Source organism: Salinimicrobium sp. TIG7-5_MAKvit, assembly GCF_049569215.1.
Taxonomy (GTDB): domain Bacteria; phylum Bacteroidota; class Bacteroidia; order Flavobacteriales; family Flavobacteriaceae; genus Salinimicrobium; species Salinimicrobium profundisediminis.
On record NZ_CP145903.1, the window covers coordinates 85,858 to 105,228 of the forward strand.

17 protein-coding genes, 1 pseudogene and 2 riboswitches are annotated in these 19,371 nt (G+C 35.5%); of the genes and pseudogenes, 11 read left to right on the forward strand and 7 right to left on the reverse strand.

What is annotated here, in order from left to right; genetic code table 11:
• The first annotated feature begins 24 nt into the window (after positions 1–24).
• Entirely contained in the window at positions 25–870 is an 846-nt protein-coding gene (locus V5739_RS00405) for a CFI-box-CTERM domain-containing protein (protein WP_423819204.1), read from the forward strand.
• A gap of 168 nt (positions 871–1,038) precedes the next feature.
• Here V5739_RS00405 and V5739_RS00410 read toward each other — a convergent pair whose 3' ends face one another.
• Both V5739_RS00410 and V5739_RS00415 read right to left on the reverse strand, forming a co-directional pair.
• Entirely contained in the window at positions 1,039–1,434 is a 396-nt protein-coding gene (locus V5739_RS00410; protein WP_423819205.1) for a hypothetical protein, read from the reverse strand.
• A gap of 112 nt (positions 1,435–1,546) precedes the next feature.
• A complete protein-coding gene (locus V5739_RS00415; protein WP_423819206.1) occupies positions 1,547–1,927 on the reverse strand; it encodes a hypothetical protein in 381 nt (126 codons plus the stop codon).
• Positions 1,928–1,975: 48 nt separating this feature from the next.
• Positions 1,976–2,073, reverse strand: a riboswitch (SAM-I-IV-variant riboswitch).
• Between the two features lie 125 nt (positions 2,074–2,198).
• Here V5739_RS00415 and V5739_RS00420 point away from each other — a divergent pair.
• The 3 genes from V5739_RS00420 to V5739_RS00430 are packed head-to-tail and all read left to right on the forward strand — an operon-like array spanning position 2,199 to position 5,721.
• Positions 2,199–3,425: an ABC-three component system protein gene (locus V5739_RS00420; protein ID WP_423819207.1), complete on the forward strand. Its 1,227-nt coding sequence runs from the start codon at positions 2,199–2,201 to the stop codon at positions 3,423–3,425.
• The gene (locus V5739_RS00425; RefSeq protein ID WP_423819208.1) at positions 3,422–3,868 is read left to right on the forward strand and encodes a three component ABC system middle component; all 447 of its coding nucleotides are present in this window, start codon (positions 3,422–3,424) and stop codon (positions 3,866–3,868) included. Before V5739_RS00420 ends, V5739_RS00425 begins: the two co-directional genes overlap by 4 nt.
• The gene (locus V5739_RS00430; protein WP_423819209.1) at positions 3,865–5,721 is read left to right on the forward strand and encodes a DUF3732 domain-containing protein; all 1,857 of its coding nucleotides are present in this window, start codon (positions 3,865–3,867) and stop codon (positions 5,719–5,721) included. Before V5739_RS00425 ends, V5739_RS00430 begins: the two co-directional genes overlap by 4 nt.
• A gap of 121 nt (positions 5,722–5,842) precedes the next feature.
• Here V5739_RS00430 and V5739_RS00435 read toward each other — a convergent pair whose 3' ends face one another.
• The gene (locus V5739_RS00435; protein WP_423819210.1) at positions 5,843–7,027 is read right to left on the reverse strand and encodes a phospholipase D-like domain-containing protein; all 1,185 of its coding nucleotides are present in this window, start codon (positions 7,025–7,027) and stop codon (positions 5,843–5,845) included.
• Between the two features lie 292 nt (positions 7,028–7,319).
• Here V5739_RS00435 and V5739_RS00440 point away from each other — a divergent pair, with 292 nt between their 5' ends.
• From V5739_RS00440 to V5739_RS00455, 4 genes are all read left to right on the forward strand, one after another.
• On the forward strand, positions 7,320–8,402 hold the full coding sequence (locus V5739_RS00440; protein ID WP_423819211.1) for a hypothetical protein: 1,083 nt from the start codon (positions 7,320–7,322) through the stop codon (positions 8,400–8,402).
• 40 nt (positions 8,403–8,442) lie between these two features.
• A complete protein-coding gene (locus V5739_RS00445; RefSeq protein ID WP_423819212.1) occupies positions 8,443–9,165 on the forward strand; it encodes a competence protein CoiA family protein in 723 nt (240 codons plus the stop codon).
• 82 nt (positions 9,166–9,247) lie between these two features.
• Complete coding sequence (locus V5739_RS00450) at positions 9,248–10,219, forward strand: HIT domain-containing protein (protein WP_423819213.1); 972 nt, start codon at positions 9,248–9,250, stop codon at positions 10,217–10,219.
• Between the two features lie 188 nt (positions 10,220–10,407).
• Positions 10,408–11,907 carry a hypothetical protein gene (locus tag V5739_RS00455; protein ID WP_423819214.1) on the forward strand — a complete coding sequence of 500 codons (1,500 nt, stop codon included), beginning with the start codon at positions 10,408–10,410 and terminating at the stop codon, positions 11,905–11,907.
• A gap of 93 nt (positions 11,908–12,000) precedes the next feature.
• Here the strand turns inward: V5739_RS00455 and V5739_RS00460 are convergent, their stop codons facing one another.
• Complete coding sequence (locus V5739_RS00460) at positions 12,001–12,330, reverse strand: YegP family protein (protein ID WP_423819215.1); 330 nt, start codon at positions 12,328–12,330, stop codon at positions 12,001–12,003.
• A 450-nt stretch (positions 12,331–12,780) separates the two neighbouring features.
• Between V5739_RS00460 and istA the strand changes: the two genes are divergently transcribed.
• Together istA and istB are read left to right on the forward strand one after the other, a co-directional pair.
• Positions 12,781–14,304: an IS21 family transposase gene (gene istA / locus V5739_RS00465; RefSeq protein WP_423819162.1), complete on the forward strand. Its 1,524-nt coding sequence runs from the start codon at positions 12,781–12,783 to the stop codon at positions 14,302–14,304.
• 24 nt (positions 14,305–14,328) lie between these two features.
• Complete coding sequence (gene istB, locus V5739_RS00470; protein WP_423819161.1) at positions 14,329–15,048, forward strand: IS21-like element helper ATPase IstB; 720 nt, start codon at positions 14,329–14,331, stop codon at positions 15,046–15,048.
• A gap of 193 nt (positions 15,049–15,241) precedes the next feature.
• Positions 15,242–15,335, reverse strand: a riboswitch (SAM-I-IV-variant riboswitch).
• A 14-nt stretch (positions 15,336–15,349) separates the two neighbouring features.
• On the opposite strand, the gene V5739_RS00475 is transcribed toward istB, so the two are convergent.
• Both V5739_RS00475 and V5739_RS00480 read right to left on the reverse strand, forming a co-directional pair.
• Positions 15,350–16,825 (reverse strand): hypothetical protein, encoded by a 1,476-nt coding sequence (locus tag V5739_RS00475; RefSeq protein WP_423819216.1) that lies wholly within the window; start codon positions 16,823–16,825, stop codon positions 15,350–15,352.
• Positions 16,782–16,937, reverse strand: a complete 156-nt coding sequence (locus V5739_RS00480) for a hypothetical protein (protein WP_423819217.1) — start codon at positions 16,935–16,937, stop codon at positions 16,782–16,784. Before V5739_RS00480 ends, V5739_RS00475 begins: the two co-directional genes overlap by 44 nt.
• Positions 16,938–17,487: 550 nt before the next feature.
• Between V5739_RS00480 and V5739_RS00485 the strand changes: the two genes are divergently transcribed.
• Positions 17,488–17,973, forward strand: coding sequence for a DUF4468 domain-containing protein (locus V5739_RS00485; protein ID WP_423819218.1), 486 nt, complete (start codon positions 17,488–17,490; stop codon positions 17,971–17,973).
• A 416-nt stretch (positions 17,974–18,389) separates the two neighbouring features.
• On the opposite strand, the pseudogene V5739_RS00490 reads toward V5739_RS00485, so the two are convergent.
• Positions 18,390–19,241, reverse strand: a pseudogene (locus tag V5739_RS00490) (YifB family Mg chelatase-like AAA ATPase); the annotation flags it as partial.
• Between the last annotated feature and the right edge of the window lie 130 nt (positions 19,242–19,371).

Consider the following 19,371-nt stretch of genomic DNA (forward strand, 5'->3'; position numbering starts at 1 on the left):
CCTTATTCAAGAAAAAACATACTTATGGGAACAAGAAAGAATCCAATTTTTGTTGACTTGGAAACTTCAAGTGAGGTTTTAGCCATGGGAAAACTTATTGATGAAGTGAATTTTCAAAATGACCATGGCAGCAATGTTTCTGTTGCTTATTATCATGATGGAATTCCTTTATTCAATAAAACTTTAAATGAAGATAAATTCTATGATTTAGGACTAACCTTTCATTTGTCTTCATATGAAAATGCCTTTGGTTTTTCTTTGTTTCATCCTGAAAAAAGAGAATTCATTGCATCTGTAGCTCTTTGGAGAGATAATTTAGGTGAGACTTTGGTATATGAGGAAAAATTAAATGCGCCTATAGTCAAAGTAAATCAATTTCTAAATATCGTTAAATCGGGTGGCTTAGGAGAGGGAATGGTGGGTGCTGGATTATCTATGGTTGTAGGTTCTGGCTTGTCAAAATTTAGAAAGGTTAAGACTGAGGATTTTGCTGTCAATTTATTTATACTAGAGTATTTTGATGACAAAGATGAAAGAGACGGTGTTGCTTTATATTGTCACCCAACCCAGGAACATTCCCTACTCAGTTTTCTTGAAAAACATTGGGGGAAAGAAATTTCAGAAGACTCCGTCCAAAAGCAGGATTCAAGATGTTTTATTGCAACAGCATGTTATGGTAATCCATACCACGAAAAAGTCGAGGCTTTCAGACAGTATAGAGACAGTCACTTGAAGAAATCTCCTTTAGGACGAATTTTTATAAGGATTTATTATTCAATTAGCCCGATTATGGTAAAGCATCTTTCTAAACGGACAAGAAGGATTATAAGGATTAAAATTCTGGACAAACTATATAAGAAAATTAATTAAAACTCTGATGTTTACCTCGTTAAAAGAAGAAAGTTATTTAAAAAGTTCATTTTTTGGAAGATTTAAATAGTGTAAGGGCTAATTGTGAGCTTCAGAGGATAAATCAGCCTCTGTTAACCTCTTTCTCTATTTCCAGATAATAGTAGGCTTTCAGAGGATTCAAGAGGCTTAAATACGTTCTTGTGATTCTTTTTCTAATCTAGTCTTATAGTCCAAAATAACTTGGGCAATTCCAAATTCATTTTTCCGCTCTGCCAAAGCAAGTTGATTGTCTAGCTCCCTCTGCATAGCTGAAATGTTGTAAAGACCATAGATATCCCTGTGCTTAATCAGTAATTCCAAAATGTCTTCCAAAATCCTACATTGAAGACCAATGTTTTCCCATTTTTCTTTTTTGGCTAATAATTTCTCTTGTCTGTCATAGTTGGAATAAACATGCTCAATTAAAGCGTTTCTCTGAGCCCATCCTGCGGCTCTCTCCCTCTTTTGTAGCACCTCCAACTCCTCCTCTAGAGTGCGAATAAATCCTGCTACTTTTTTTTGTTCAATAATTTCTTTTTCCATGTTCTCACATATCATTAATTATTCACTCCTTTAAACCTTCTTTGGGAATAAAAGATTTTAACCGAAAGAAGAACTAAAAGCATCTTCTGTACTTCGTTTTATTGCACATAGGTCAAAAAATTAAGGTATAAACATCAGATTTATTCCTAGCTATATCATATCGTTCAAATACGTTTGGCTCATTTAACTTCTCTAAAAAATCAAAGGATTTACAATCTTTAGGCAAACCTGAAAATACAAGGGTGAATTTCTCAAATCTTGTGATTTCTTTCCATTGTGGATATGGAGCAATGTTGTAAAAATGGAGAAGCTTTACCTTTTTTCCTGTCTGCTTACAAATTAAATAGGTATTCGGATGAATGCGAATGGTATTTTTCCAGGCATTAATATAGCCATGAACAATTACTTGCCCCTCCTCCTTTACTTGTGTTAATTCAGAAGGAATTTCGATTTCTTCAGGTTTTGGAGTTTTTAAATCGGACAGATAAGTCATAGATGTAAATTATTACGATTAATAAATATTACATCAAGAAATGATTCAGAAGCCATTTTATTTTGACAGAAAGTCCACATTCTAAAAACCACCTTGGAGTTTGTTCTCTAGGTTGGATGACCTTAAAAGGTTTCCTGATGTACGAGTTCTACAAATATAATAATCAGATGCTTCAATAAATAATATGATAAAATAAATTCGTAATTTTAACATAAATTTGTTTTACTGAAGTTTATTCTTACACTTCTACACCAGAATATTTTTAACTTAAATGAAGAAAAATCCCTCACAAAAAACACATATTGAAAAAACCCAGGCTGGGACAAAATCAATAGGTTTTGATTTTCAATATTATTTTTTTCTCTGGAAAGTTCTTTCTTTAAATCCAGGAGAATCAGTTGGTCTAGAGCTAAAAGATGATGTTCATACAGAACTTAATGATGATATCCAGATATACTTCCAAATAAAGCATACCACTCAAAAAAGGAAAGACGGAAGAGGTATCAATATGACATCTAATGATGAAGACATGTGGAAGACAATCTACAATTGGTCTTTGGTTATAAGGGATGAAAACGATAATCGAAAAGAAAAACAAGCTCAGCTGGACTTTTTATCGAAGTCGTATTTTGTTCTTTGGAGCAACAAAGGTTCTACTGCGGATAACGAATTTATTAAGCACCTCAAAAAATTTCAGAATCAAGAAATCGACCTTCAACTTTTCATACATGAGATAAATGAGTTTTCCACCAAGACTACCAATGAAAAACTTAAAAATTATGCAGCTAGTCTTCTTTCTTTAAATAATGTCGTTTTGTACGAATTCTTACAAAGAATAACCTTTGATTTGGAAAAAGATGAGATAATTGAAAAATGTCATCAGGCAATCTTGGCTAAAATGATAGAACAGGAAGAAGTAGAAGATGTCTTTTCTAAAATAGATTCCAGAATCAGAAAAGAAAATTTCATCAAAATTAAAGCTGGTGAAAAGATGCAAATTACTTTTGAAGAATTTCATACGAAATTTAGAAAATATTTTGGTACTTCTAGAAGTGGAAGACTTCAAGTAAAGGATTTTACGTCAGAACTCCCAATCCGCCTTGAAGAGCAAATTTTTGTAAAGCAACTGATTGAAATTAAAGATGTAGAACAAAGTGACCTGGAAATCATTGCTGAATATACCCGCTACAAGCTAAAATTGTATAATAATCTATCTGAATGGCATAAAAAAGGCTATTTAACAGCAGAGGAAATAGAGAATTATCATAGAGATGCAATTCTTAAATGGAGAAACAAGTTTAGAAGTACATTTCGAGGTAGGAAAGAAGGAGAAGAGGATGAGTCTTTAAGTCAGAAACTTGTCGATACTTTCAGAGAAACAAAATTGGAAATGGATGGGCAGTTTTTGGAGACTGAATTGTGCAATGGTGAATATTACTATTTATCCGATTTACCAGAAATTGGTTGGAGGATGGATTGGGAAAAATACAGAAAATGAATTTAAAAAGTTATAACAATATTGGGATTGCATCTATTGCAATATATGCCGTTCTTTCTCATTCTTCGGAGCTAACTTTATCAAAGGCATTGTTGATTCTTCCCCTCTTCTCTAGTTCTCCGCTGACTCAACACCTATCAAGGAGTTCGACAAAAGTCAAGAGTGTTGAAAAGTTAATTGCAGAGAAGACATCCTTATTCTCCAACTTTAATGGTCGATTTTACGACACTCTTGCCTTAAGTATTAATTCCATTCAATTTTTAGCAAAAGCTAATTTAGTAACTCTGGAAAATGGAATTATAAGAAATAATAGTGAGGAGGTTTATTACACTAGCCAAATGGGAAAAAGGGCTGGAAAGATATTTTCAGCATCAGAAAACCTATCGAGATTATTAAATGCCCCTACTGAAAAACTTTACCTAAATCTAAGAATCGAATTATGAAATTCAACATTCAAAAAATCATATTATGGTTGAAAAACGGGCAAATGAGGCAGTTAGATTTCCTTCCAAATATGGTCAATGTTATTACAGGAGATAGTAATACAGGTAAAACTGCTATTTTAGAAATAATAGATTACTGCTGGTTTTCAAGTAAATCTTCTATATCTGATAGTATCATTAACGAAAATGTTCTTTGGTATGGAATGATGGTAAACATAAATGACAAAACTTATACTATTGCAAGAAGCAGAATAACAGAAGGTAGGGTCTCCAATGATTACTACTTTTCCTCTGTGGGTGAAGTTCCTTCTGCTATAAAGGAATCAAATATTAATGAAACATCTCTCAAATCAATTTTAGAAACGGAATTCAAAATAGATAAAACTGTTTCCTTTCCCGTAGGGTACGGGAGTAATAACATAAAAATGGGTTCTAAAATATCCCTGCGATATTTTCTGTTATTCAATACCATTTCTCAAGACATAATTACCAATGGTCAAGGAATATTTTATGATAAGCAGAATGAATCGAGATACAGGGATGCCTTACCCAGAATCTTCGATATTGCAACGGGAATTGAAACAATTGAAAATATTCTACGCAAAGAGAAAAAACTCCAATTAGAAAAGAAATTATTAGGATTAGAACAAAAGGAAAATCAAATTTCAAAGAAAACAGAGTTCTTTAGGAAAGAACAAAATGCACTAATAAAAAGAGCAAAAGAATTTTTACTGATAGATTCTAATGCAGAGGAAGATGAAGCCTTGGAACAGTTGAAAGCGGTTGTTGGTGGAGTGGTCTTATCAAGTAATACGGAGAATGAAAGAGAAAATCTTGAGAAACAAAAAAATATTAATGATAGGAGAATTAGAAATTTAAAGAAATTCATTTCCGAATATTCACTCTTTAAAAAGAATGCATCAGAGGTTGGAGATAGCCTAAAGCCTATAGAATTTTTAACGTCTAATTTTAATTCGACAGTAAAAACCGAATTTTTTGAAAAAATTTTCTCGAACCTGTCTGAGGAGTTAGCAGGAATTAAAGAGCAAATTAAAAAAAAGACTCCTGTGGATAAACAAGTCAATGATGAAATTTCTTTAATACAATCTGAACAGGAATTAATAAAGAAAAAGTTAGAGACTCTTCCTTCTCAGAATAGAAATTTTGAAAATGAAAAAGCTAAATATTTCTTCTTAGGAGAGGTTAAATCAAAGCTCCAGTTTTATTCCACACCTTCTGGTTCTCTCCCTCAGGCTGAAAATCAAGAAGAAATTGAAAGAGTAGAAAAGGAAATAGAGGAAATATTAGTAGAAAATACGGAGGACAGGAGAAACCTAACGATAAAATTAATTGAAGAAATTATAAGGGAGTATATGGACTCGACTGGTACAGCCTTAGAAAACTACAAAGATTATCTTCCAGTATTTGATTATAAAGAAAAGAGACTACTCCTGAGGAAGCCAAAACAAACCTTTATTGAGAACGTGGGCAGCAGTTCTAATCATATGTTTTTACATTTATTTTTCTCTTTAGCTATTCAAGAAGTAATATTCAAAAATAATTCTCCTTATGTAGCTCCCATATTGCTAATTGACCAGCCTAGCAGACCATATTATGGAGACGATGGAAAAAGAAAGGCTGATAGTGACCATAGTGATGATTACAAGATAACCACAGCTTTTCAGTTGCTGGATAAATTTATTGAAGAACGTAAGAAGAATGGTGGAGAATTTCAAATGATAGTTTTTGAACACATTCCGCCAAGCCTATTTAAAAATATGGGAAATGTCCGTCTTGTAGATAAGGAGTTCAAAAATGGAAATGCCTTGATACCTGATTCGATGTTGACTTAAAAATTATATTCAACGAATTTAAGTAATAGCATTTAGTGGAAGAGAAGAAAAATTGAACACTATACTTGAATTCAGAAACCATTAGAAGTAACAGTCATTACCCAGAATTATAGTAACGGTTTTAATATTCTTCGAAGATTAATATTGGGCAATTTTTAAATTCCATAATCCCTACTTTATATCGAGCCTTTGTGAGGAATTTTTCAATTTCCTTTTTTTGACCCCAATTTGTTGTGAAAGGATAAGGCTGTATTTGTTCTAGCAGAAAAGCATTCACCTTTTTAGATTTGTCCAAAAGATTTTTAGTTATAAATATCTGGCAGTCTTCATTGCTAAAAGTAGTCTTCACCAATTGAAATTTAACGGAGTTGAAATAGTAATATAGGATTGCCCTACCTTTCTTTTCATTGGATAAAGTAATGCGCACATTAGCTTCTTTGGTTCTTGATTTTAGAAAGGAAAAGTCTATTGAGAAAATATTATTTCTAATGTTTAAGCCATCCCAGGAATCCACCTGAAACCCAGAATTCATGAAAGTAATTCTGCCAGAATGAATTCTCAAAAAAGCCATTCGTTTAGTTTTTACATTAAGGGCTGGATAGTAATCATAATCCTTTAAATAAATAATCTCTTCAATTCCTTGTACATCGGTCTTTATCCATTTACATAAATCATTTTGTTCACCTGCAAAAAACGAATAATAATTATAATTAGGCGGAGGTTGTTTCTTAGTTAGAATCACTTCCTCTTGAGCAAACCTATAGGTGGAGTTATAGAGTCCCGATTCAGTCACTTGGATATCATCCTCATCCAAGGAGTACCTGCCAATAATGGTTTCGACACCTTTTTCAAAACGTTGTTTTAAAATATTGAGTTCTTCGGTATTCTCACTTAAATATTCAATCAAGGAGTTTATTAAATCGTCACTTACAATTTGGGCTTTCAGATTCCAATCATTTAACTCTAACAAAATATCTGAATTTAAAAAAGAAGCTTCTGACGAAAAACCTGCTTCTTTGTTTTTTCTTCCCCTTGCAGTAAAATTCTGTGACCCTAGTGAGAGAAAGGTGTCGTCAATGATAATTGCTTTAGCATGTAAACCACCTAAATTTTTTATAACCACACCTGAATTTGATAATTGTTTTAGTGCTTCTATTTGGTAACCTCTTTGAATTAAATTTTCACCATCTAAAGAAGTTACCACTACTTTATTAATATCTCTTTCATTTTTAGATAATAGTTTGTTTATAGTAAAATCCAGGTATGGAGTAAATACTACGATAGAACTCTCAGCCTTTTTAATCATTTTCACCCATTTTGAATAAAGGTCTGAGGCGAAAAAATCGTTTGATGTTAAATGGTTTTTTTTATCCAGAATTTTAATTTTTATTCCTACCTATACTAGGGTTTAAGTAGTTGCTAAGGTTAACGTCTAATTTTGCAATATGGAATATTTCTACCATATTACGAATCTAAACGATTTTATTATTTCCATCCAATTTTCCTTTAGAGATTGATATAATATATCTATTCAATGCTTTGGGCAAATGGTTATATTAGTCTAAGAATTAACCTTTTTTTATAGGCAAAAAGTACAGATGGATAAAAAAGAGTTCATTAATACATTGACTTCGTTGAAATCAGCTACCTCTTTAACTGGAAAAAGATATAACAAAATTGAAGTTCGTGCAGATACGGTTTTGTTCATAAGAGAAGGTAAAACAGAAATTGAGTATATTTCCATTAATGAATTATTGGAATTCTTTTCTTCAGAAAAATTTGTAAATACCACCAACGCAAAATCATATATCTCTGGGAGAGTTCAATCTCCTGCCGTAGCCATTTTAAATGCATTAACCACAAATTCATCAAGAAAGAAAAATTCTGAACCAACAATTTTAGAGACGGAAGATGTGGTTGCCAAAAAGAAAAAAAGTAAAGATGAAACTAAATTCTTTCTTGCACTTTCTGACCTTATGGGTGAGGAATATTTACTTTCAAAAAGTATAGGAAAGCCAGTAAATTCAGGTCATATATTTCTTTCCAACAATTATAAAGCATATTCCTTTTCTTCGAAAATTGAAAGTGCTTACAGTAATCTTCTTGAGGCATTGAAATCAGACTTCATATTTTCTGGTAATAGCCTTTCTCATTTTATTGATGGAGTGATTATTAATCATTCATCGCTTGGTAATAGAATTGTAGAATTCGATGAAGAGCAGCATTTTACTCCTGCAAGGATGGAAACTTTAAAGATGATTGGTGAAGTCACTAACAATAATTATGTGGATACGTTTCTCTCAATTTGCAAGGACTCGAACTATAACAAGGAAGTTCTTTCAAAGCATCACATAAAAAATAGGCTTGTAAGCGTTCCAAAAAATTTTGAAGATTTCTATGTGTGGCTGCAATCATCCAATGAAAAGGAATCAGGGTACATAAAGAGGAAAAATGGATTTCCATTTTTAGGTGGTAGAATTGCACAACGAGCCTATTATGACAGTCTAAGAGATACGGCACACTTATCCACCTTAAATAAAGATTATTCATCTCCGATACGTTTTGCAAAAAAGACCTTTGAGGACAAAGCAAAAACTCATTTCAGACTCATTACGAGGGAAAGGCTTAAAGCACTTATTAAAGATGAGCTAAAAAAAACATACCAATTAGAAATAAAATAATGGAAGCAGCATTTTATTATTCTTGAATATTCGAAATAAAATGATTTGGGCATTAAAAAATTCTGAAAAAATTGAGGCGACTCCTGACACAAGAGCTATTTGTCCTCTGTGTTCACAAGAAGTTCTGTCAAAATGTGGGGAGATTAATAAATGGCATTGGGTACATGTTAAAAAAGAGAGCTGTGACAGTTGGTACGAATCTGAAACCGATTGGCATTACCATTGGAAAATGACTTTTGGAAAGGAAAATGCAGAAGTTATTATCAGGAAAGAGAACGAATATCATATTGCAGATATAATGACATTAAATAATGTAGTAATTGAACTTCAGAATTCTCCAATCCAGAAAAAAGTCATTGCACAAAGAGAAGAATTTTATGGCAAAAAACTTATATGGCTTATTAATGGTGAAAAATTCGCTCAAAATTTTAGTACTTACAACGAGGAATACGAAGACTACCTTTGGAACAACGAAGATTCAAAACCAAAAAAGAAAATTCTAAGAAAAAGCTTTTTGGCTACGGAATGGTCTTTTGATTGGAAATACAATAGAAAAACTTGGAAAGAGGTCAAAAGACCTGTTTTTATTGACTTCGGAGATGAAGATTTATTTTGGGTTAAAGAAGGTATGGGCAAATATTGGGGAGAAGGAATATGGGTAGCCAAGGAAATGTTTATTAGGAAATATGGTGGTAGTGTGGAGTACTTGAGAAAAACATGCCTCTTGCAGAGGAGGACTAATGAATCAGAAACAATCAAATAATTCTGAGGTTTAAATATCAGGCTCTAAAGCGATTCCTTCTAATGAGAAAACCACTATTTTAAAAAACGCACTAAATTAAATAATGAGCGATTTAGAACACTTTATTCAGAACAAAATGAGTATGTCTCACATTTATCAGCCTGTAATGATAAAGAAGCTGTTAACGAGCCTTGGAAAAGCTCATAAAACTGAAATTGCTCAAGAAATACTCACTTATGACTCCTCACAAGTTGAATACTATGAGAAGGTGACTAACAACATGGTTGGTAGAGTTCTTAGAAGCCATCATATTGTGGAAAAAGAAAAGAACCACTACATCCTAAAAGATTTTGAAGTACTGTCACCTGAAGAAGTTGCAAAATCCATAAAGCTTTGTGAAGCTAAAATTGAGGAGTTTACTGAAAAAAGAGGAGTGGCTATGTGGGAGCATAGACGAAAAAACCGTAAAGCAATAAGCGGTTCAATCAGATATGAAGTCCTTAAACGTGCTCTTGGAAGATGTGAACTTTGTGGAATTTCCAAAGAAGAAAAGGCTTTGGAGGTCGACCATATCATTCCAAAAAATTTAGGAGGTGAAGACTCCATTAATAACTATCAAGCCTTATGCTATACCTGTAATGCTAACAAACGTGATACGGATAATACTGACTTCAGAGAGTTAGAGGATTTATATAATATGAAAGATTCAACATGCATCTTCTGTAGTGTAAACTTTGAGAAGGTCTTCGAAAATAATCTTGCCATCGCTTTTCTTGACAAGTATCCTGTGACGAACCTCCATACTTTAATTATACCCAAGAGGCATTGCTCTACCTTCTTTGATTTGACACAAGCAGAGTTGAATGCAACATACTCGTTAGCTCAAAAAGTAAAAGAACAGATTATAGCCAAGGATTCTTCAGTTGGTGGGTTCAACATAGGTTTCAATGCTGAGGAAGCAGCAGGACAGACAGTAAATCATTGTCATATGCACATTATTCCAAGAAGAAAAGGTGATGTAGAAAACCCTATAGGTGGTATTAGAAATATTATTCCAGGAAAAGGTCAGTATTAACTCCTGCAAAACTAAGAACTATTATTATTTCTTAGCATGTCTGTAACAGCCTTTGAAAGCTAAATGATGCTCTGTATAGGATTTTAATCTCTTCTGGAGGCACAATTCATTCTAAGAGAGAAAAGGTCTGAGGGAAGAGGTTTGACAAGAGAAAAAAGACTAAGTCAATAATTATTAAAACTTCTATAATGACTATAGAAAAAATTATAGGCATATCAAGCAGAAGGACATGGTTTGATTCTCCATCTGACGAGTTCAATCGAACTGACATGGAGAAAAAAATAAAGGTCTTAGCCTCACTAAACTATTGGGGACTTTTGGACAAAGTAATTGCCGATTATCAAGAGAAATATAAAGACAAAGATTACATCCAAAATTCCCTTAAATCGACATTGCTTTTGTACATCAACGAATTAGATGAAGAGGGATGGCATAACTTGCGAAAACAGAGATTAAGCCAAACAATCAGTAGCCTAAAGGAACTCCTTAGAGAGAAGGTAGAAATCAATTTTTCTGCAAATGGATTAGTTGAAGCCTATCTGACTAAAGACAAAGAAGAGTTTGAAAAACAGAACCGCTTCTTCAGAGTAGATTTTGAAGAGGATATAACAACAAAACTTGAGGATAGAGACAAACGAGAAAACCGTTCTTTTCAGGAAAGCTACACGCACCTCTACTCGTTCTTTAAAAATGTCTTACTTCCAAAATACAGAAAGGAAGATTACTCTCCTATTCCCGTAGATATGGGTATGGATTATCAAATGGAATATGTCGTAAGCCATTTTCTTCTGAATGACCCCAATAGAGAAAACTACAGCAGAGCCCTTAGTTACACCATAAGAGTTCTTTTGCTGAACTATCCACCTTACCACGATTTTTTTATCTTCAGGATAAATCTCCACGACCCTATTGCCATAAAGGATTTTTGGAAAAAAAATGAGGTGGCAATTCACTTTAATACCGAACAGGACATGGAAGATTGGGGAAAATTAAAGGCAGGTGAGCAGCCTGAACAACTATACGTCCAAAGATGGGTGCAACTTCAGAATGAATTGGAGAAGAGGGACGTAATTATTTGCGCATCTTACAAAGGATTGGGATATAAAATGGGTGTCATTAGAAGAAGTCAAGAGCCAGCCATTAAAAAAAGCACAGAGGGTTTTTACGCAATTCTACCACTTGAAAAATCCAAAGAGATTGATTTAGATTTGCATCCTGTTTTACAAGGACTTTTACCATCAAATGTTACAATAAGTAGAATCAAGAAGCGCAATTATCGACTCAGAAAGTTATATCATCAAATGAAGGTAAAATTACCTGTCAGAGAGTTTGACAGCAATTCTTATGAGATTATGGTGAATGAATGGTTACGTTCAAGTCATGCACCTGAAGAAATAAGGATGAAGTTTCAGCTCTTAAAGACAGGAAGCAATAAAAAAGATATTGACATATTTGGTGTCTCAGTTCTTGGAGAAAAAATGGCTGTCCAGGTCTCTGATACAAATGACCCCAGAACAATAATGAGGAAGGTTAGACAGCTCAGTAACTATGAGGAGTTTAAGAAATTATTCTTCTTTAATATCAATAGTAGTAAAGAAGAGGATGTGGAGATTATAGACCTTAAGCAAGTTGTAAGTGACTTGGAAAACGACAATTCCTATCAGGAGTTAGTGCAGGAGCTTTCTTAGGTAGAACTGAAAACAATCAATTTTAATTTGGCGAAAGGTGGTAATAAAAAAGGAGACTTAAAGCCTCCTTTTCACTTCTGTAATAACCACAGACTAATCACTTAAATCATCAACAGTAGCATCAGGAGCATTTTTCTTTACAGAGGCGATACCTCCTTCCATAGAAGCTTTAGTATTATAAGTTTCACTCGTTCCAACCACTTGTCCATTGGTCGACTTCAGATTAAAACGATATCCAGAGGGAACTTCTTTTCTTTCAAATCTCTCATCAACTTGAGAATTTTTTCGAACAGATTCTATTCCACTCATACAAGAGGTCTTTGCCTTGTATGCTTCACTACTCAAAATAACTTGACCATTGCTTGCTTTAAGATTAAATCTGAATTGACCAGATTTATCTTTTTTAATTTCAAATTTTGCCATTGTGTTAGTGTTTGTTTTTTCTAAATGTAAGAAAATTGTAGGAAAGAAGGAAGAGGGTAAAAACGTATTTAAGTAATACTATGTAGAGTTAGGTAAGGTGGAAAATATGTTTGGGAGGAGATTGAAAAATATGTCTTTGGGTAATCGTCATCTGCTCTTTTTGCGATACCTTCTTTATGCTCCCAGACTTCAAATAAAGCTTCAGGAGAAGACTGGATATTCAGGACTAAGCTGACCCCTCTGAAGATCACCTTTTAGGTATCTGTCATTCCGGCGGATGCTGACCCCTTTAGAAAATAAAAAAAGCTGGCTGGAAAAATTATTCAGGAGCATGTTGACCCCTCTGTGAATTTATTCCGGAGCATATTGACCCCCCAGCTTTTTGTATTGGTTTTGGTTTATTTGATGGATACCATCAAAAGATAAGTAATGGCCGGAAAACCAAAACGAATGAGTCAGGTAAAGCAAATACTTCGTATGCACAAACAGGGCAAGGGCATAAAAACCATTGCCAGGACCCTCTCGATCAGCAAGAATACTGTAAAAGGATATATTAAAAAGGCACGTGCAGGCAATCTTTCAATTGAAGCTCTATTGGCCATGGAAGACCCAGTACTGGAAGGGAAAATATGGCCCGGAAACCCAGCTTACAAAGATGAGCGCTACGAGCATCTTAAGACACAGCTGGAATACTACAGCAAAGAACTTAAAAAAGTAGGTGTTACCCGGCAGTTGCTCTGGGAAGAGTATAAAACTGGAAACCTTCATCCATATAGCTACGGCCAGTTCTGCTGGCACCTCCAGCAATACCTGCGTAGCGGGAAACCCTCCATGGTATTGGACCATAAGCCTGGGGATAAACTTTTTATTGATTACGCCGGAAAGACTTTATCTTATATTAATAGAGATACCGGGGAAGAGATCGAAGTTCAGGTGTTTGTAGCTTGCTTGCCGTATTCCGATTACTGTTTTGCCCTGGCGGTGCCCAGTCAGAAACTTGAAGATTTTATTTATGCACTTGGCTGTTGTTTAAAAGATCTTGGCGGGGTTCCCCAAACCTTGGTTCCGGATAACCTAAAATCGGCAGTAATAAAAGCCAATCCCTATGAGCCTGAACTCAATCGTGCCCTGGAAGATTTTGCCAACCATTATGGCACTTCTGTTACCCCGGCACGTCCCAGAAGACCTCAGGACAAAGGTTTAGTGGAGAACCAGGTGAAGCTGATCTACAGCCGGGTATATGCCAAGCTTCGCAAGCTCACTTTCTTTGACCTTCCTTCTTTGAACAAAGCCATTGCCCAAAAGGTCAGGGAGCATAACCAGACCCGGATGCAGCAGAAGGATTACTGTAGGGAAGAAAAGTTCCTGGCTGATGAAAAACATACCCTGCAGCCTTTATCGGAAACAGCCTTCGAGATCAAATATTACAGGGAACATAAAGTGGCCAAGAACAATCATATTTACCTGGGAATGGACAAACACTATTACAGCGTTCCCTATACCTACATTGGCATGAAGGTCAAGGTAATCTACACCCGGTCGCTGGTGAGGATCTACCATAAAGCAGGCCTTATTGCCACGCATCCCAGGAACCACAAAAAAGCAGGTTATACCACCCGGAAGGAACACCTGTGTTCCCACCACCAGTATTATAAAGAGCGTAGCCCCACATATTACCTGCAGCGTGGGTATAACCACTCTGAAAAACTTTACCGGTACATGGAAGCTTTGTTCAAACAGGACAAATACCCCGAGCAGCTTTACAAAACCTGTGATGGCATACTGAACTTGTCCCGGAAAACTAATCGCGATATTTTTATTAAAGCCTGCAGCATTGCCCTGGACCATGGGCAGTACTCTTACCGGTTCTTAAAGCAGGTCCTGGAGAACCGGATGACTGACTATCAGGAGGAACCACAGGTAAAGTCCCTGCCCACTCATGGGAATATCCGCGGGGCTTCTTTTTATAAATAAGTAACTATTAAAATTGAATATCATATGAACACCATTGAAAACCAATTATCACAACTCCGGCTTGGGGGAATGCACCGAAGCTGGAAAGCTATGATAGAAACCCGTCAACACCACGAGCTATCCCTGGGGGAAGGCTTGGAAGTATTGTTACAGGCTGAAGCCGAAGAACGTACTCACCGGCGTTTTGAACGCCTGAAGAAAAGTGCCCAGTTCCGTTACCAGGCTACCATAGAGGAATTAAACCTGGAAACCGCCAGGGGAATCAATAAAGACCAGATCACCGAACTGGCTACCGGAACATACTTGGAAAAAGGGGAATCGGTATTAATTACCGGGGCCACAGGCTGCGGCAAAAGCTTCCTTGCCTCGGCTTTAGGACACCAGGCCTGTAGCCAGGGAAATAAGGTACTGTACTTCAATACACAGAAATTACTGATGAAAACCAAAATGGCCCGTATTGATGGAAGCTTCCTGAAGTTCTTTGATAAACTGGCTAAGGCCAACCTATTGATCCTGGATGACTTTGGTCTGGCTCATCTGGACAAGAAACAACAAATGGATCTGATGGAAATCATTGAGGATAGGCACGGAAAATCATCAACCATTATTGCCAGTCAATTACCAGTGGGAAGCTGGTATGATATTATTGGAGAAGCTACCATAGCCGATGCTATTTTAGACCGTCTGGTACACACTTCCCATCGAATAGAACTTAAGGGGGAAAGTCTTAGAAAAAAACTGTAATATTGTCATTAACTTATCTTTTTGACCAAAATCTCTAGAGGGGTCAGTATGGCCTGAACGGGGGGTCAGCATCACGGGAATATCCAAAGACTTCATGAATCTGATGACGATGTGTCAAACATGTTTGGAAAAGTTGCTTAGGAGGCAAAAAATAAAAACATCATTACGAAAGATAAAGATGCACAAGAGAAGTAGGTAACATTTTATTTCCTTCTTAGGCTCATTATTTTAGCACCATCGCTTGTAATCGCAGGTTGCTACCCATTTAAGGGTTCGTAATGATGTTTATTTTAATTACAGCTTAAGCTGCTTCAGAGGAGTCTTCGCTCCAGGGTTCAGTAACAACATTAGGCGTTATTCCGAAAAAATTGAACAAATCTTTTTCCATTGTTTCTTTTAGAACATGAGCATATTCTTCTGTTGTAGCAACAGAATCATGAATCGTGTAAAGAGGAGCTTTTGGATACCTCCTGGCAAACTTTCTAGTTATCTCATCTATAATAAGAAATGATTCCAGATTCTGAAGAAAAATTGGAAAATCATTCTTCGCATGTATCTTCAAGTGACAGATTAAATCACTTACTGCTCTAGGAATAATCCTTCTGACCTCTTGAATCCGCTCCTCATTGTTTTTTTCAGAACTGTATAAGTATTCTAGAAAGGTAACTTTACTGAAGTCTCTGAGATTGCTAAATGGTTTCCATTTTTTCACCCCTGAAGACTTTGAGTAGAATTTATCCCCAAACCTTCCAAGACGGCTTTTTTTATTTATAAATTCAGGACTCAAATTTCTTCCAATATAGTCATAGATATCATCCTCCAGAACAATTTTTATGTAGGCTTTCAACTCAGCAATAGCAATGGATGACAGCTTTTCCTTCCACATAATAATAATATCACTTATAGCCTTTCTTCTACTAATACCTAATATCTTACTAACAGACATATCTACCTCATTATTCTTACCCTCAATGACCATATTAATAAATCCTGCTAACATGAACGGCTGTGATGATTTCAGGTCGAGAGAAATTAGCTGCTTCTCCTGTTGAAAAAGAAGGTAGGGTCTCAAATCTTTCGGTAGATTAGTCAAAATAGAATGAAGCCTATTATCCTTACCTTCTCTTTTATAACTTATGTATCCAAACTCTAGTAGGTCGATTTTTTGCCTTCTTTTCTCGTAATGACCGTCTGAATAATATCCTTGGCTCATCAGTTCATCCACTTTTTTATTAGCTTCTGAAGCATTTATGGATAGGTATCGAGGGTGTAGCCACTTTGTTAAGTGTCCACAACTCCTATCAGCACGTGCACGTTCCTTTGTCTCTATTCTCTGAATTTTCTTGCTAAAGACAGAATCCTCAGGTATTCTCTGAATTAATATTAATGGTTCTTTTGACGGAACAACTCTGTATTGTTTTGATTTCCCCTGAAAAGTGCTGTAGCCTTCTCGTACTTCGATAAATCCATTATCCCTAAGAAAATTGATGTACCGTTTGTAGTCATAGTAATACTTTTTCAAAATGCTTGACATTAAAGGTACATATCCGTCCTCTGCTTCCTCTCCAAGAAGTGTTCGTCTCTTATCAATTAAATTAACGAAGAAGCATGCAATATCTAATTGGATGTTCTCATCACCTTTAGGATACATAATGTTGTTCTGAGCTACTTCATATTTTAATCGCTGAAAGATATTTTCATCCAATTGAATAAAGAAAACTCTATTTTTAATCTTAGTTCTCATGACTCCCTCCTTTCCTGTAATTAAGGTTTTCATGATTCTTTCTCTCTGCGCTTTGGAGATTCTGAAGCTTTGTATAGTTTAGTTTAAGCATAGCGTCTCCCATTAGCCTATCTAAAGACAGGCTGTCTAATTTTAAATTACTCATCTTTTTTTGTTTTTAGGTTACAATCTGTCAGGATTTTTTCCTGTTTTATTTGTAAGAAGGAGCGCTCATTCAAACAGTCACAATTTGTAAAAAATGATGATGAAATACAAGTTAATATAAGAGTGTTAAAGCCTTGAATGGAAGACATATATATTTAAAACCCTGATTTTTAAAGGGCTAGATGCTATTTTATCTAACTTAAAGCATCTTTAACTCGCTTTTAACCTTTTACAGGCAAATAATTATAGGTTTTAACAAAAAAATCAAATAATTTCTAGAAAAAGCTTCTTTAAATAAGATAAAATAGAAAAAAACGTCAGATTTGGCTTTTTACTTTGAGAAAGTGCATGAAACGAGGAGCAATATACTGCCAAGTTTGAGTTAGAGGGGAACTTAATAGAGGTTACAACTCAATTATCCAAAGAACTCTGAACTTAAAAAATTTACACCTTAATTGTTCATATTTTTGAGAAAGCTACTCTTCCTGATGATACTCAGAAATAAGTCTGTGTAAAAGTTATATATTTGATTATCTACTAATTGTCAAGTTATGAAATTTCTTTATTTACTTCTGTTTGCAATTGTATCTACATCTGTTAATGGTCAAGAAATAAAAATAAATCCTGATACAGGAATGTTTGAGTCTCAAGGAGTCGTAGAAATTGAAGGAAAAACTCAAGATGAATTATATAGTAGTGCTCTTGAATGGATAGCACTTAATTACGCTTCAGCAAATGATGTTATACAGCTTCAAGACAAAGCATCAGGTAAAATAGTGGTAAAAGGAAGTTTTCCAAGTACTATGTTTAAAAAAAGAGGTTCTATTCCTCATACTCTAAGATTGGAATTTAAAGATAATAGATTCAGGTACACCTATTCAAATTTATCTTACTACAGTACAGGTAGTGGAGACATGTCTTTTGAAGGTTCTATGTATCGTAAAGAGAAAATTATTACTTCAGCAGAAGAGGATATAAGAAACTCAATACAGTCTATTAAAAATTTTATTCAGAAAGAAGATTCAGAAGATTGGTAGAATAAAACTTTAACCTGTTTACTGCGTTTCCAGGACTTTTTTGGTACACATTACTTATTTCCTTCTTTCCTTACCCCCTCTCCTACCTCCTTATTTCCTATCTGGCTTGGGACGGAATTTTTTTCGGTCAGTCGTGGTCTGTCGGGTTTTTTTGAGGGTAGGACAATAAAGTCGGTAGACTGCAAATCATGCTGAGGCTTAGGATATTTCTCAATAGCTTATCTGACCGTACTCAGAGACTGTCAGAGAGCTGTTCTTGGTTCTCAGGTCTTAGTAGTCATCTCTTCTATGTGAAGCTCTCCTTTAGTGTATTTTTAAAGAGTATAGAAGAAAACCTTCATTAGATTAGTGTACAGGTTCTCTTGAATCCCTTACTATGACTTACGTAAGAGGTCTTTCAGCTTTTGGTTAACAATGACCAGAGCCTCCTCGCTAATCGTGTGGTGCGGACTCCTAAAAGGCCGGTGAGCCATAAGCCCCACATTTTCCTTTACGCGCCCTACAACGCTATGAATCTTTGTAGTTTCTAAAGCTTCGTGTAAGGTCATGGGCGGCAAGATACTCGGCAGGCGTTTTGCGAGCATGGTTTTACCCGCTCCCGGCGGACCAATTAAAATAATATTATGACCGCCGGCTGCAGCAATCTCCATGCAGCGTTTTATGGATTCCTGCCCCTTAACATCGGCGAAATCATGCTCCGGATTTTCCAATTCCTGGAAGAATTCTTTCCTGGTGTCAATTTCGGTCCTTTCTAAAGCCTGGCCTTTATCAAAGAAGCGGATTATTTCATCTATATTTTCAATGCCATACACTTCCAGTCCACTTACAATAGCCGCTTCCTTCACGTTTTGCTTCGGAAGAATAAAGCCTTTAAAACCTTCTTCCTTAGCCTTTATGGCTATAGGCAAAGCACCTTTTATAGGCTGCAGACTTCCGTCGAGGGAAAGTTCTCCCATGATGACATAATCTCCTATGTTGGTGGCTTTAATTTGGCCTGAAGCCATAAGTATCCCCATCGCGAAGGTGAGGTCGTAAGCCGAACCTTCTTTCCGAAGATCGGCAGGTGCCATGTTTACGGTGATCTTTTTCCCCGGAAGGCTGTACCCTACATTTTTTAGAGCGGCTGCAATCCTGAAACTGCTTTCTTTTACAGCAATATCGGGAAGGCCTACAAGATGATATCCAATGCCGGTGTCAACATTTACCTCGACCGTGATGGTCGTGGCTTCAACACCAAAAACTGCACTACCGTAAACCTTTACCAGCATTAAATAAAATGTTTTGACTAAATGTAGTAAAAATTTCGGCTTAAGATCTTAATGTTCTGTTTAAACAATAATTAGAATCCCAGAGACAAAACCCTTTTTTGGGAAGTGTAGGAATTTGTTAAGTCTGAAG

Bases quoted from the DNA above. Each gene is read 5' to 3' on its own strand.
- V5739_RS00475 (WP_423819216.1), bottom strand. From the start codon at position 16,825: ATGAAAACCTTAATTACAGGAAAGGAGGGAGTCATGAGAACTAAGATT.
- V5739_RS00410 (WP_423819205.1), bottom strand. From the start codon at position 1,434: ATGGAAAAAGAAATTATTGAACAAAAAAAAGTAGCAGGATTTATTCGC.
- V5739_RS00485 (WP_423819218.1), top strand. From the start codon at position 17,488: ATGAAATTTCTTTATTTACTTCTGTTTGCAATTGTATCTACATCTGTT.
- V5739_RS00430 (WP_423819209.1), top strand. From the start codon at position 3,865: ATGAAATTCAACATTCAAAAAATCATATTATGGTTGAAAAACGGGCAA.
- istB (WP_423819161.1), top strand. From the start codon at position 14,329: ATGAACACCATTGAAAACCAATTATCACAACTCCGGCTTGGGGGAATG.
- V5739_RS00440 (WP_423819211.1), top strand. From the start codon at position 7,320: ATGGATAAAAAAGAGTTCATTAATACATTGACTTCGTTGAAATCAGCT.
- istA (WP_423819162.1), top strand. From the start codon at position 12,781: ATGAGTCAGGTAAAGCAAATACTTCGTATGCACAAACAGGGCAAGGGC.
- V5739_RS00480 (WP_423819217.1), bottom strand. From the start codon at position 16,937: ATGAGTAATTTAAAATTAGACAGCCTGTCTTTAGATAGGCTAATGGGA.
- V5739_RS00420 (WP_423819207.1), top strand. From the start codon at position 2,199: ATGAAGAAAAATCCCTCACAAAAAACACATATTGAAAAAACCCAGGCT.
- V5739_RS00460 (WP_423819215.1), bottom strand. From the start codon at position 12,330: ATGGCAAAATTTGAAATTAAAAAAGATAAATCTGGTCAATTCAGATTT.
- V5739_RS00445 (WP_423819212.1), top strand. From the start codon at position 8,443: ATGATTTGGGCATTAAAAAATTCTGAAAAAATTGAGGCGACTCCTGAC.
- V5739_RS00405 (WP_423819204.1), top strand. From the start codon at position 25: ATGGGAACAAGAAAGAATCCAATTTTTGTTGACTTGGAAACTTCAAGT.
- V5739_RS00435 (WP_423819210.1), bottom strand. From the start codon at position 7,027: ATGATTAAAAAGGCTGAGAGTTCTATCGTAGTATTTACTCCATACCTG.
- V5739_RS00450 (WP_423819213.1), top strand. From the start codon at position 9,248: ATGAGCGATTTAGAACACTTTATTCAGAACAAAATGAGTATGTCTCAC.
- V5739_RS00415 (WP_423819206.1), bottom strand. From the start codon at position 1,927: ATGACTTATCTGTCCGATTTAAAAACTCCAAAACCTGAAGAAATCGAA.
- V5739_RS00455 (WP_423819214.1), top strand. From the start codon at position 10,408: ATGACTATAGAAAAAATTATAGGCATATCAAGCAGAAGGACATGGTTT.
- V5739_RS00425 (WP_423819208.1), top strand. From the start codon at position 3,422: ATGAATTTAAAAAGTTATAACAATATTGGGATTGCATCTATTGCAATA.